This window comes from Pseudomonas zeae, assembly GCF_014268485.2.
In the GTDB taxonomy this organism is placed as follows: domain Bacteria; phylum Pseudomonadota; class Gammaproteobacteria; order Pseudomonadales; family Pseudomonadaceae; genus Aquipseudomonas; species Aquipseudomonas neuropathica.
On sequence record NZ_CP077090.1, the window covers coordinates 4,077,515 to 4,091,038 of the forward strand.

The window sequence follows — 13,524 nt, forward strand, 5'->3', positions numbered from 1 at the left end:
GATGAACAACCAAGGCCCGCCCAGTGCGGGCCTTGTCTATTGCGGTGTGGTATTACTTCAAGCCTGACGATTATTGGGTAAGGGAAATCCAATGCTGCGAATACTGGGTAAAGCCTCATCGATCAACGTGCGCAAAGTCCTGTGGACTTGCGCTGAATTGCAGTTTCCTTTCGAGCGCGAAGACTGGGGTTCGGGATTCAGATCGACGCACGATGCGCAGTTTCTCGCGCTCAATCCCTGTGCCATGGTGCCGGTGATTCAGGACGGCGACTTCACGTTGTGGGAATCGAACACGATCATTCGTTATCTGGTGTCGCGCTATGACGGTTCGCACCTCTACTCGACAGACGCGCAAACACGGGCGCGGATTGATCAGTGGATCGACTGGCAAGCGTCGGAGCTGAATCGCTCGTGGTCGTATGCGTTTCTATCGCTGGTGCGACAGTCGCCTGAGCATCAGGACAGCGCCGCACTGGCGGTCGGGATTGAGCAATGGTCGAAGAACATGGCAATCCTCGACCGGCAACTGGAGAAGACCGGCGCCTACGTCAGCGGCGAACAGTTTTCCCTGGCGGACATTCCCATCGGGCTGTCGGTGAACCGCTGGTTCGAAACCCCACTGGCTCACCCGGATTTTGCCGCAGTGAAAGCCTATTACGAACGTTTGAGCCTGCGCCCAGGCTACTTGCTGCACGGTCGCAACGGCACGCCGTAATCGCGGTTATTTGCTTTTGAACGCCTCACGCCGCGCCTGCCGTTCGGCGGCGTAGGCTGCTTGTGGCTGGCTGATCAGATCTTGCCGACGCAACGGTTCACCGCAGTGCTCGCACAGCGGCCCGAGACCGGCGCTGTGGTTGCAGTTTTTGTGGGTCATGTTCACCGCCAGCCCCTCCTCCGGTGATTTGCACCAGGTCTCTCCCCACGCCCGCAACGCAATGATCACCGGGTAGAACGCCTCACCTTTCGCCGTGAGGTGGTACTCGTAGCGTTTCGGCCGTTCGTTGTACAACCGGCGCTCAACCAGCCCCTCCGCTTCCAGGCATTTCAGACGCGCGGCAACCATCTGCGGCGTACCGCCGGTCTGCGCCTGAATCTCGTCATAGCGATGATTGGCCATGAACAACTCGCGCAAAACCAGCACGGTCCAGCGGTCGCCGACGATCGTCTCGGCCCTGGAGATCGGGCACAGCGTATCGGGAAGACTATCGTTTACTACCATCAGGGCTTGCCTCTTTTACAGTTACTATGATTATCATATCTACACGATGCCGGGACAAGCCCTGTGCACCGATAATCCCATTGCCGGAGCAAGCAGCCATGTCGAATACCCCCTATCCGCTGGACAGAACCGCCTACCTGTTGGTCGATCCGTACAACGATTTTCTTTCGGAGGGTGGCAAGATTTTCCCTTTGATCAAACCCATGGCCGAGCAGAACGGCCTGCTCGACAACCTGCGCAAACTCGACCGCACGGTGCGCGACCTGAACATTCCGGTGGTCATCGTACCCCATCATCGCTGGGAAAAAGGCGACTACGAAACCTGGGACCACCCGACCCCGACCCAATGCAAAATCATGCACATGCATCATTTTTCCCGGGGCGAATGGGGCGGCGAATGGCACCCGGATTTCGCCCCTAAGGATGGCGATATCGTGGTTCAGGAACATTGGGGTTCCAGTGGATTCGCCAACACCGACCTGGATTTTCGCCTGAAGCAGCAAGGCGTCACCCACGTAATCATCGTCGGCCTGCTGGCCAACACCTGCATCGAAGCCACCGCGCGCTATGCCTCGGAACTGGGCTACCACGTCACCCTGGTCCGCGATGCAACAGCGGCCTTCAAAGCGGAAATGATGCACGCCGCCCACGAACTCAACGGCCCGACATTCGCTCACGTGATTGCCAGCACCGACGAACTGATTGCCAACCTCAAAGCCCAGGGTGAAGCGCAATGAATCTGACCGGCCATTTGCTGATCGGCGCGGCGGATGTTGCCGCCACCGAAGGCACGATGAAAGCGCTGAACCCGGCCACCGATCAACGGATAGAACCGGACTTCGCTTTCGGCGGTGCGGCCCAGGTTGATCGGGCTGCAACACTCGCCGATGCCGCGTTCGACCACTACAGCCACACCTCGCTGGCCAAGCGTGCCGCGTTTCTCGAGAGCATCGCTGACAACCTCGATGAGGTGCGCAGCGAACTGGCGGCACGCGCGGCACTCGAAACCGGGCTGCCCGAAGCTCAGCTTGAGGGCGAAGCTTTGAGAGCCGCGATCCAGTTCCGCCAGTTCGCCGATGTGGTGCGCCGGGGCCGCTTTCTACAACTGGCGATCGACCCGGCACAACCCCAGCGTCAGCCGCGTCCACGGATGGATCATCGCTTGCAAAAAATCGCCATCGGCCCGGTGGCGATTTTCGGCGCGAGCAACTTCCCGATTTCCTACTCGGTGGCGGGTGGCGATACCGCGTCAGCATTGGCGGCCGGCGCTACCGTGATTCTCAAGGCGCACAACGCCCACCCCGGCGCCTCGGAAATCCAGACGCGAGCCATTCGTAAAGCCGTGCAGGCGCATGGCTTGCCCGAAGGGGTTTTCTCAATGGTGCGTGGCGGCGGCAATGCCATCGGCGAAGCGCTGGTCGATCATCCGTTGATCAAGGCTGTGACGTTTACCGGATCTGAACAGGGCGGCATGGCGCTCTATCGCCGCGCGCAATTGCGCCCCGAGCCGATCCCGGTGTTCACCGAAATGACCAGCGTCAACCCGACCTTCATCCTGCCCGAGGCGCTGGCGGCTCGCGGCGCCGAAATCGGTGACGGCTTTATCGAACGGATGCTGGTCAACGTCGGCCAAGCATGTTTGTGTCCGTCGATTCTGATTGCCATCCGTGGTGCCGGTTTTGATGAGCTGCGCAGCGCCATGCGTAAACGGGTCGGCGAAGCACCGGCGCGGGCGATGCTGACACCGGGCATTCATGGCGCCTACATCGAAGGTCTGGCGGAGATGGAAGGTGCCGGCGCGCAGGTGATCGCCGTGGGCACGCCGGCCAATGCCACATTCGCCGGGCGTGCGACCTTGCTGGAAATCGAGGGGCAGCATTTGCTCAGCGAACCGGTATTGGCCCATGAAGTGTTCGGCCCGTCAGCACTGTTGGTATCGGTCAACGATGCAGCTGAACTGCTGGCGGTCGCCCGCTCGTTCAAGGGACAGCTAAGCGCTGCCATTCATCTTGAAGGTGCCGACCTGGAACTGGCGCGGCGCCTGCTGCCGATCCTCGAACGGCGCACTGGACGCATCGTGGTCAACGCCTTTGCACATCCACAGGAAGTGACGTACGCCACGGTGCACGGCGGACCGTTTCCGGCGACCTCAGACAGCCGCTTCACCTCGGTCGGCATGACCTCGATCGAGCGTTTCTTGCGGCCCGTGGCGTATCAGGGGTTTCCCGATGTGTTGCTGCCAGAGGTGTTGCGCGAAGGAAATCCGCTGAATCTGCCGCGCAGCGTCGACGGGCAATAACGGCGATCCGGGGCGCGGCAGACGCGATCACGAATCTGCCCGCACCACCCCGCGCTCCTCCAGTAAGCGCACAAACATGCTCAGACTGCGCGACACCGTGCCCCGCCGCCACACCAGCCAAGTGGTCAGATAGCGAAAATCCGCTGCCAACGGCCAGACACTGACCGTTGCACTGCCCGGCATGCTTTGCAGCATTTTGCGCGGCATCAGGGCTAGCCCGGCGCCCGCGCTGACACAGGCGAGCATGCCGTGATACGACTCCATTTCGAAGATCTTGCCCGGTACGGCAGCATCGGTACTGAACCATTTTTCGAAGTGGTGACGGTAGGAACAGTTCGAGCGAAAGGCGTAGATATTCTCGCCATTCACATCCGCCGCGCGCTTGACCGGGGCATGATTGAGCGGCGCGATGATGACCATTTCCTCTTCGAATGCCGGCACACCTTCCAGCGTCGGATGCAGCACCGGGCCGTCGACAAACGCTGCAGCCAGACGCCCGGACAGCACGCCGTCGATCATCGTGCCCGAGGGGCCGGTGGACAGGTCGAGATCGACCTTGGGGTGCAATTGATTGTACGCCGCGAGCAATTCGGGAATGCGCACCGCCGCCGTGCTTTCCAGTGAGCCTAGCGGAAACGCGCCCTGCGGTTCCTCTCCCGCCACCGTCGCCCGGGCCTCTTGCACCAAGTCGAGAATTCGCCGCGCGTATTCAAGGAAACTCCACCCGGCCGGGGACAAACGCAAACGGCTTTTCTCACGGATAAACAGATCAACCCCGAGATCCTGCTCAAGTTGCTTGATCCGCGTGGTCAGGTTCGACGGCACGCGATGAATCTGCGTGGCGGCGGCGCTGATGCTGCCGTGCTCGGCAACGGCTTTGAAGATTTCCAGCTGCACCAGATCCACAGTCATTCTCCAATCGTGAAAGAAACGATCTTTATTATTCAGTTTCCAGAAAACAAACACCACCCTACTCTAGGCCCATCCGACGAACATGCAGGACGATGCCATGAGCCAGATTTCCAGCCAGACCCACGCCATCTCGATCAACCCCGCCACCGGCGCGCAGATCGGTCACTACGCGTTTGAGTCCGCCACTGCCCTTGACGCTGCGCTGACCCGCGCCGCCTATGGCTTTGGCAAGTGGAAGCGCAAGCCGCTGCAAGATCGCTCGCGCTTGTTGAGCGCCCTGGCCGGTGCGTTGCGTGAAACCAGCGAAGCCATGGCCACGATGATCACCCAGGAAATGGGCAAGCCGATTGCTCAGGCCCGTGGTGAAATCGAGAAATGCGCCAAGCTCTGCGAGTGGTACGCCGAGAATGGCCCGGCCATGCTTGACGCTGAACCGACCCAGGTTGAAGGCGGCAAGGCGCGCATCGAATACCGTCCGCTCGGCCCGATCCTCGCAGTGATGCCGTGGAACTTCCCGATCTGGCAAGTGCTGCGCGGTGCCGTACCGGCGCTGATCGCCGGCAACACTTACGTGCTCAAACATGCGCCGAACGTGATGGGCAGCGCCTATCTGCTGCGCGACGCCTTCACCCGCGCTGGTTTCGCCGATGGCGTGTTTGAAGTGATCAACGTCACCCCGGAAGGCGTTTCCACTGCCATCGCCGACTCGCGTATCGCCGCCGTGACCCTGACCGGCAGCGTGCGTGCCGGTATGGCCATCGGCGCTCAGGCCGGTGCCGCGCTGAAGAAATGCGTGCTGGAACTCGGCGGTTCCGATCCGTTTATCGTGCTCAACGACGCCGATCTGGATGAAGCCGTGCAAGCGGCGGTGATCGGTCGCTACCAGAACTCCGGTCAGGTCTGCGCTGCAGCCAAACGGCTGATCATCGAAGAAGGCGTGGTCGAAGAATTCACCCGTAAATTCGTCGAATCCACGCGCAAGTTGAAGGTCGGTGATCCGCTGTCTGCCGAGACCTACATCGGCCCGATGGCACGTTTCGACCTGCGTGATGAACTCGACCAGCAAGTGCGCGACACCCTTGAAGAAGGCGCAACGCTGTTGCTCGGCGGCGGCAAGTCTGAAGGACCGGGCAACTACTACGAGCCGACCGTGCTGGCCGATGTCACCGACCGCATGACTTCGTTCAAACAGGAACTGTTCGGCCCGGTCGCCTCGATCATCACCGCCCGCGATTGCGCGCATGCCGTGGCCTTGGCCAACGACAGCGAGTTCGGCCTGACCGCCACGATCTACACCGCCAACGTGGCACTGGCCCAGCAACTGACCAGCGAACTGGACACCGGCGGCGTGTTCATCAACGGCTACTCCGCCAGCGATCCGCGCGTGACCTTTGGCGGTGTAAAGAAGAGTGGTTTCGGCCGTGAGCTCTCGCACTTCGGCGTGCGCGAGTTCTGCAATGCGCAGACGGTGTGGCTGGATCGCAAATAATCCAGGCACCGAAACCCCTGTAGGAGTGAGCCTGCTCGCGATGAGGCCGGCCCAGTCAACATCTCCATTGTCTGACTCACCGCTTTCGCGAGCAGGCTCGCTCCCACAGGGATTCGCAGACAGATTGAAAATCGTTGGCTAGGCACAATCCAAAGTGGGAGCGAGCCTGCTGGCGATGAGGCCGGCCCAGTCAACACCTCCATTGTCTGACTCACCGCTTTCGCGAGCAGGCTCGCTCCCACAGGGATTCGCAGACAGATTGAAAATAGGTGGCTTGGCACAATCCAAAGTGGGAGCGAGCCTGCTCGCGATGAGGCCGGCCCAGTCAATATCTTCATTGTCTGACTCACCGCTTTCGCGAGCGGGCTCACTCCCACAGGGATTCGCAGACAGATTGAAAATCGTTGGCTAGGCACAATCCAAAGTGGGAGCGAGCCTGCTCGCGATGAGGCCGGCCCAGTCAGCATCTCCATTGTCTGACTCACCGCTTTCGCGAGCAGGTTCGCTCCCACATTGGGTTTATGCAGCAGCCTGTTGTGGCTCGGCGACACTGCGATCCTTGCTCAACAATCCCAGCACCACCGCCGCCGATGCGAGGGTGATCACCGTCAGGATGTGCAGCAGATACTGAAACGCCGCCGCATAACCTTGCACCAAACGTTCATTGGCCAGACCTGGCACGGTGTTGATCGCATGCGCCATATCGCCGGTGGTCACCCGGTGCGCGTTCTCGGCGATCAGCGACGCCTCGGCACCCGCCACCACGTGCACGGCACTGGCAGACTGGTGCCCTTACTGTCCGGGTCTGCACTTGTACTACCCGAGCCGCCGTCATGTGCCGGCAGTGCTGAAGGCGTTTATCGACTTCGCGCGCAACCGGCGTTAGGCGTTTACAGATACTTCAGCCAAGCGATGTCACGGCGACGAGCCTTCAACGCCGAAAACCAACGCACGGCCGGGAACAGCACAATCGCCAGAATGACTGCGGCCAGCCAGATTGCCGAGACGGACGAAAAGCCGAAATAGCTACCCTGATTCAGCCCGAACAAGGCCACGCCAATCAGGTACAAAACCTTCAACGCGTACAGGTGCAGCAGATAGAAAAACATCGGTGCCGAACCGAACACAGTCAGCCAGCGAATCCAGCGGCGATCCTGTACACGCTCGAAGGCCAGCAGCAGCAACAGCCCGACGCTCACGGTCAGCGCGATAAATAGCAACGACGGCGGGTACTTGGTGATGTTGAAAAAACTCATCAGGGTTTGCACCGACGTGTCACCCACGGCCCATGGTTTTTCGCCATAGCCGTTGATCAGCCGCAAGCCGACAAAACCCAGCAGCCCGGCGCTACCCGCGATCAGCAGGTGGCACTGACGCAAACCTGCTTCAACGCCACGAGCAAACCACGGCCCCAGCGCATAACCCAGACCGATCACACCGATCCACGGCAGTAACGGATAGGAGGTGCGCAGGCGCAGATTTTCACTGACTTCGATCCAGCCGCGATCATGCAAAATCGCCCATGGCACGTGCAGGGCCGACTCCACTGGAAAATGCACCGCGTCGAGCAGGTTGTGTCCGGCGATGATCGTCAGGCTCAACGTCAGCAACAGCCAGCGCGGCAGCCACACCAGCAGCGACAGGGCGATCATGCTCAAGCCGATCGCCCAGATCACTTGCAGATAAATCACACTCGGTGGCAGTTGGAAGGTCCACGCGAAGTTCACCAGCGTGAACTCCAGCACCACCAGAAACAGACCGCGTTTGAACAGAAACGCACTGACATCGGCCTTGCCTGCGTACTTTTCGCCGAACAACCACGCCGACAATCCCGTCAGCAGCACGAACACTGGCGCACACAGATGCGCCAGCGTGCGACTGAAAAACAACGCCGGTTCAGTGCTGGCAATGTCCATCGGGTCGGCGACCTGGCGGTGCAGCAAAAAAGTTTCGCGCACGTGGTCCAGCAGCATGAACAGAATGACCAGGCCTCTGAGGGCGTCAATGGACAGCAGCCGGCCAGTGGGCGAGGCAGAACGGGGGAGCGCAATTGTCATGAGCGTTTCGCAATCGAAGGGTTAACAGCGGGCGCCGACCAGGACTGCCCTGAAAATTTTGCGTTACCTTATAACACTAAAAAGCAAAATCCAAAGCCCAATCGATAGCAATTCTCAGAAAACCGCAGCCGATCACGCCGTCCAGGTTGCCCTCCCGCCTCAGGCTTCTATAGTGATCAAGTCCCCTGCCCTTGCGGCCTGTTGTCGAGCGTTGTCCATGGTCAACACCGAACACCTGATCATCTGCGAGCACTGCGACTGCGTGTACGAAAAAGCCGTGCTGGCCAAACACCAGAAAACCTCGTGCGTGCGTTGCGGCGGCGTGCTCCAGCGTTTCAACGGTTTGACCGTCGAACAGCGCCTGGCCCTGACCTTCACGGCGGCGATGCTGTGGCTGTTTGCCAATTTCTATCCGGTGATGAGCATCAGCCTCAAAGGCCTGAAAAACAGTGCGACGCTGTGGGATTCGGTGCTGGCGCTGAGTCAGGGGCCGATCACCTTCATAGCGATGGTTGCGGCGATTTCGATCATTATTGCCCCGGCATTTCAACTGGTCCTGCTGACCTGGGTGCTTAGCTTCGCGCTGTCATCGCGACGCGCACCGGGGTTCAAGTTGTGCATGCGCTGGCTGGAAACCCTGCGGCCGTGGAGCATGCTCGAAGTGTGCCTGCTGGGGGCGATGGTCGCGGTGTTCAAACTGGCGGGATTGCTCGACGTGTTGCCCGGCATCGGCCTGTTCGCATTGGCCGTGCTGAGTTTGATGATGATCAGGATTGCCGGCCGCGATATCCGCGACCTATGGGATATTCCATGAACCGACCCGCGACTGCCAGCGAACTCAACCTGTGCCTGTGCCACAGCTGTGGCCTGGCTTGCGACATGACCGACGAGCCGCATGAATGCCCGCGCTGCGACGCGCCGCTGCACCGGCGCAAGACCAATTCACTGGCGCGCACCTGGGCCTACATGCTCGCGGCGCTGGCGTTTTACGTGCCGGCCAATCTGCTGCCGGTGATGAACACCACCATGCTTGGCAGCGGGTCTGACAGCACGATCATGAGCGGCGTGCTGGAGTTCTGGCAGCATGGCGCGTGGGACATCGCACTGATCATCTTCATCGCCAGTATCGCCGTGCCGGGCGTCAAGTTCGTCGCCCTGTCGCTGTTGTTGATCACTGTGCAACGCGACAGTGGCTGGGCACGCCGAGAGCGCTCGAAAATGTTCCGCTTCGTCGAGCTGATCGGCTACTGGTCAATGCTCGATGTGCTGGTGGTCGCACTGGTCGCAGCGTTGGTGAAGTTCCAGACACTGGGCGATATCGAACCGCGACCGGGCATCCTGTTCTTCGGCATGGTCGTGGTGCTGACCATGCTCTCGGCAATGAGCTTCGACCCCCGGCTGATCTGGGACAACGCTCCGGACGATGAACCACTCAGCGACGCAGAGCCGTCAGCAACACCTGCAACGGATGGCGCAGTGCCTGATCCGACTGGCGCTTGACTTGGCTGCGGCAGGAATACCCCGTGGCCAACGCTTCACCCTGCTCTGCCGGCGCCGCCACCTGACGGGCCCACGACTGCTCGTAGATCACCGCTGAGGTTTCGCGGTTGCGCGCTTCGTGGCCGTAGGTCCCGGACATGCCGCAGCAACCGGTGGCTTGCGTGGCCAGTTTCAACCCTGCGCGCTCGAACACTTGCTCCCACTGCCGAGTCGCGGCCGGGGCGTTGGTTTTCTCGGTGCAATGGGCGAGCAGTCGGAACGAGGCGGTTTTATCCTGCGCCGCCTGCTCTGGCATTACCTTGAGCAACCATTCCTGCACCAGCGCCACCTCCGGGCATTGCTGCATTCCCGGGACTTTCAGGTATTCCTGGCGATACACCAGCGTCATCGCCGGATCGAGGCCCAGCAACGGCACACCGATGTCCGCCAAATCACGCAACTGCCGAGCGTTGCGCAACGCCGCGCGGTTGAACGCCGAGAGGAAGCCTTGCACATGCAATGGCTTGCCGTTGGCGCTGAACGGCGCGAGATACACCTGATAACCCAGACGCGAAATCAGCTCGACCAGATCCGCCAACAGCGGCGCTTCGAAGTAGCGCGTGAAGGCATCCTGCACGATGACCACACTGCGCTCGCGTTGCGCCGGGGTCAGCGCCGACAAGGTCGACACCGTCGCTGGCTGCACCTGCCAACGGCGCATCGCCGCATGAAAATCAAAGCGACTGAGCAACGGCACATCGATCATGCCGCCGACGCGTTCCAGCAGCCCGCGAACCCATGCAGCGCCCATCAACCCGTTATACAGCGCCGGAATCCGCGCCATGTACGGGATGCTGTATTCCAGCGAGGCGATCAGGTAATCCCGCGCCGGGCGCAGATAACGGCTGTGATACAGCTCGAGAAAGCGCGAACGAAACTCCGGCACGTTGACCTTGACCGGGCACTGCCCCGCGCAGGATTTGCACGCCAGGCAACCGGCCATGGCGTCGTAGACTTCATGGGAAAAGTCTGCAGACGCCGAACGACTGTTACGCCAGCGCTGCCACAGCGAGCTGAAAAATGCCGGTTGGCGAATCACATCGGACAATACGTCAACGCCCGCCTCGCCCTGCAAACGCAGCCACTCACGAATCAATGAAGCCCGGCCCTTGGGCGATTGCGCACGCTCGCGGGTGGCTTTCCACGACGGGCACATCGCGTCATCAGGGTCGAAGTTGTAGCAGGCGCCGTTGCCGTTGCAGTGCATCGCGGCGCCGTAGCTTTGCCAAACCTTCTCGTCGATCTGCCGATCGAGTTCTCCGCGTAAAGTGACTTCATCGATTTTCAGCAGCGCCGCATCGGTGTTAGCCGGCGTGGCGATTTTGCCCGGATTGAACTGGTTGAACGGGTCAAATGCAGCTTTCAGCGCTTGCAGCGCCGGATACAACTCACCGAAGAATGCCGGTGAGTATTCCGAGCGCAGACCTTTACCGTGCTCGCCCCACAACAGGCCGCCATAACGCTGGGTCAGCGCGGCGACACCATCGGACACCGGACGCACCAGCGCCGCTTGCTGCGGGTCTTTCATGTCGAGGATCGGCCGCACGTGCAGCACGCCTGCATCGACGTGACCGAACATGCCGTATTGCAAACCGTGGCTGTCGAGCAGGTCGCGCAATTCAGCGATGTACTCGGCCAAGTGCTGCGGCGGTACCGCGGTGTCTTCCACAAACGGCTGCGGCCGCGCTTCACCGGCAACGTTGCCGAGCAGGCCTACCGCGCGTTTGCGCATGCCGTAGACCTTGTTTACCGCCGCATGACCGACCGCCAGCGTGTGGCCCAAACGCTCGACCGTGCGGTCGCTGCTCAAGTGCTCGACGAACGCCTCGACCCGGCGTTGCAGGTCTTCGGGATCTTCGCCGCAGAACTCCACCAGGTTGATGCCAAGGGTCGGCCGCTCGGCGCTTTCCGGGAAATACTCGGCGACGCCGTGCCAGACGATGTCCTGCATCGCCAGCAGCAAGACCTTCGAGTCAACGGTTTCGATCGACAAGGGTTTGAGCGCCATCAAGGCGCGGGCGTCGCGCAGTGCGTCCATGAATCCGGCGTAGCGGATGTTTACCAGCATCGTGTGTTTGGGAATCGGCAGTACGTTCAGCCGCGCTTCGACGACAAACCCCAGCGAGCCTTCGGCACCGCACAGCACGCTGTTGAGGTTGAAGCGATTGTCCGCCTCACGCAGGTGCGCCAGGTCATAACCGGTCAGGCAACGGTTGAGATCGGGGAAACGCTGTTTGATCAGCTCGCCCTGCTCATCAATGATCTGCCGGGCGCAGCGATAGACCTCACCGACGCGATCTTCGCGGGCGCACAGGGCTTCGAGTTCGCTTTCCTCAAGAGGCAGACCGTGCAGACGCTCACTGCCGCGCAAGATCATGTCGAGTTCGAGCACATGGTCGCGGGTCTTGCCATAGGTGCAACTGCCCTGACCACTGGCATCGGTGTTGATCATGCCGCCGACGGTGGCGCGGTTGGAGGTCGACAATTCCGGGGCGAAAAACAGCCCGGCGGATTTCAGCGCGGCGTTGAGCTGATCCTTGACCACCCCGGCCTGCACCCGCACCCAGCGTTCCTCGACGTTGATTTCGAGGATGCGGTTCATGTGCCGCGACAGGTCGACGACAATACCGTCCGTCAGCGATTGGCCGTTGGTGCCGGTGCCGCCACCGCGCGGGGTGATCACCACTTGTTGATAGGCCGGCTCGGCGATCAGCCGCGCCACCCGTGCCACGTCATCAGCGTCCAGCGGAAACACCGCCGCTTGCGGCAGGCGCTGATAGATCGAATTGTCGGTCGCCAGCACCACACGGCTGGCGTAATCGGCGCTGATTTCACCGCGAAAGCCGCTGGCTTTCAGGGCTTTGAGGAACTGCTGGTAATCGCTGGTCAGGGCTTTGGCGGGGGACAGCTGGGCAATCATCGGTCAGGGTATCTCGGTCAAATCGGGCCGTGTGGCGGTGAACAGTTGTACGCAACGAATGATTGCGTCAGGCTCCGCCATCTCATGGTGCCCATGTTCATTGCTGGCGAACGCCGGGACAACCGTAAATTCGACCCGCTATTGATGACTTTTACGAATGAATCCGCGCACGCTCACGCCTTCCATGTCGTTATTGCTGGCTTTCGAGGCCGCCGCACGCCACGAAAGCTACACCCGCGCCGCCCATGAATTGTCGCTGACGCAGAGTGCGGTCAGCCGTCAGGTGCAGATTCTCGAGAAGATGCTCGGCATGCGTTTGTTCACGCGCGAAGGCAGGCAAGTGGTGCTGACCGATGTCGGGCGCATGTATCAGCGCGAACTCGCCGAAGCGCTTGGGCAGATTCGCAGCGCGACCTTGCAGGCCATGGCATTTGGCTCGGGCATTCACAGCTTGCGCCTGGCAACGCTGCCGACTTTCGGTTCGAAGTGGCTATTGCCGCGACTCAAGGATTTCTACACCGCGCACCCGGGTATGACCGTGCATTTGCATTCGCGTATCGAAGCGATCGACTTCGACACCAGCGAAATCGATGCGGCGATCTGCGTCGGCGGCGGGGACTGGCCGGGGTTGACCGCCCTGCCCTTGCACACCGAGGAACTGGTGGTGATCGCCAGTGCGCAGTTGTCCGACGCCGAACGCGACGACGCCGAACAACACATCGCCGGGCAACTGCTGCTCAATGTCAGCAGCAATGCGCAGGCGTGGGCGGAGTGGTTCAGCCATCAAGGTCTGCCGCACCGCAGCATGCGCATCGGGCCGAGCTTTGAAATGACTTCGCACTTGATTCAGGCAGTGCGGGCCAATATTGGTGTGGGTTTGGTGCCGCGGATTCTGGTTGAGGATGAGTTGTTGAGTGGTGAGTTGTTGCAACTGGGCGAGCCGATTACCAGTCGGCGCAGCTATTACCTGGTGTATCCGCCGCGCAATGAGAATTTGCCGTCGCTGAAAGCGTTTCGGGATTGGCTGGTAAAAACGTTGTGAACATGAGGACGCCAATCGCGAGCAGGCTCACTCCTACAGGGAAGCGC

Annotated in this window: 12 protein-coding genes and 1 pseudogene; 8 read left to right on the forward strand and 5 right to left on the reverse strand. The window is 60.8% G+C overall.

Features of this window, described 5'->3' with window-relative positions; translation table 11 throughout:
* Positions 1–91 precede the first annotated feature (91 nt).
* Entirely contained in the window at positions 92–715 is a 624-nt protein-coding gene (locus tag HU754_RS17765) for a glutathione S-transferase (RefSeq protein WP_186623614.1), read from the forward strand.
* Positions 716–721: 6 nt separating this feature from the next.
* Here the strand turns inward: HU754_RS17765 and HU754_RS17770 are convergent, their stop codons facing one another.
* Positions 722–1,219, reverse strand: coding sequence for a winged helix-turn-helix transcriptional regulator (locus HU754_RS17770; protein WP_186623613.1), 498 nt, complete (start codon positions 1,217–1,219; stop codon positions 722–724).
* A gap of 98 nt (positions 1,220–1,317) precedes the next feature.
* On the opposite strand from HU754_RS17770, the gene HU754_RS17775 reads away from it, so the two are divergent.
* Positions 1,318–1,956: a cysteine hydrolase family protein gene (locus HU754_RS17775; protein WP_186623612.1), complete on the forward strand. Its 639-nt coding sequence runs from the start codon at positions 1,318–1,320 to the stop codon at positions 1,954–1,956.
* The gene (locus HU754_RS17780) at positions 1,953–3,518 is read left to right on the forward strand and encodes an aldehyde dehydrogenase (NADP(+)) (RefSeq protein ID WP_186623611.1); all 1,566 of its coding nucleotides are present in this window, start codon (positions 1,953–1,955) and stop codon (positions 3,516–3,518) included. Before HU754_RS17775 ends, HU754_RS17780 begins: the two co-directional genes overlap by 4 nt.
* Before the next feature lie 27 nt (positions 3,519–3,545).
* Here HU754_RS17780 and ptrR read toward each other — a convergent pair whose 3' ends face one another.
* Entirely contained in the window at positions 3,546–4,424 is an 879-nt protein-coding gene (ptrR, locus tag HU754_RS17785) for a putrescine utilization regulator PtrR (RefSeq protein ID WP_186623642.1), read from the reverse strand.
* A 103-nt stretch (positions 4,425–4,527) separates the two neighbouring features.
* Between ptrR and HU754_RS17790 the strand changes: the two genes are divergently transcribed.
* Positions 4,528–5,919, forward strand: a complete 1,392-nt coding sequence (locus HU754_RS17790; RefSeq protein ID WP_186623610.1) for an aldehyde dehydrogenase family protein — start codon at positions 4,528–4,530, stop codon at positions 5,917–5,919.
* Between the two features lie 519 nt (positions 5,920–6,438).
* Here the strand turns inward: HU754_RS17790 and HU754_RS17795 are convergent.
* Entirely contained in the window at positions 6,439–6,690 is a 252-nt protein-coding gene (locus tag HU754_RS17795; protein WP_225920003.1) for a hypothetical protein, read from the reverse strand.
* Between the two features lie 4 nt (positions 6,691–6,694).
* Here HU754_RS17795 and HU754_RS29490 point away from each other — a divergent pair.
* Positions 6,695–6,805: pseudogene (locus HU754_RS29490) on the forward strand (LysR family transcriptional regulator); the annotation flags it as partial.
* Between the two features lie 4 nt (positions 6,806–6,809).
* Here HU754_RS29490 and HU754_RS17800 read toward each other — a convergent pair.
* Positions 6,810–7,976, reverse strand: coding sequence for an acetyltransferase domain-containing protein (locus HU754_RS17800; protein WP_186623608.1), 1,167 nt, complete (start codon positions 7,974–7,976; stop codon positions 6,810–6,812).
* A gap of 217 nt (positions 7,977–8,193) precedes the next feature.
* Between HU754_RS17800 and HU754_RS17805 the strand changes: the two genes are divergently transcribed.
* Positions 8,194–8,790, forward strand: coding sequence for a paraquat-inducible protein A (locus tag HU754_RS17805; RefSeq protein WP_093437478.1), 597 nt, complete (start codon positions 8,194–8,196; stop codon positions 8,788–8,790).
* Positions 8,787–9,476 carry a paraquat-inducible protein A gene (locus HU754_RS17810; RefSeq protein WP_186623606.1) on the forward strand — a complete coding sequence of 230 codons (690 nt, stop codon included), beginning with the start codon at positions 8,787–8,789 and terminating at the stop codon, positions 9,474–9,476. Before HU754_RS17805 ends, HU754_RS17810 begins: the two co-directional genes overlap by 4 nt.
* Here HU754_RS17810 and ydiJ read toward each other — a convergent pair.
* Positions 9,409–12,435 (reverse strand): D-2-hydroxyglutarate dehydrogenase YdiJ, encoded by a 3,027-nt coding sequence (ydiJ, locus tag HU754_RS17815; RefSeq protein WP_186623602.1) that lies wholly within the window; start codon positions 12,433–12,435, stop codon positions 9,409–9,411. The two genes, HU754_RS17810 and ydiJ, sit on opposite strands and share 68 nt — an antisense overlap.
* 157 nt (positions 12,436–12,592) lie before the next feature.
* Between ydiJ and HU754_RS17820 the strand changes: the two genes are divergently transcribed.
* On the forward strand, positions 12,593–13,477 hold the full coding sequence (locus HU754_RS17820; RefSeq protein ID WP_095050036.1) for a LysR substrate-binding domain-containing protein: 885 nt from the start codon (positions 12,593–12,595) through the stop codon (positions 13,475–13,477).
* The last annotated feature ends 47 nt before the right edge of the window (positions 13,478–13,524 follow it).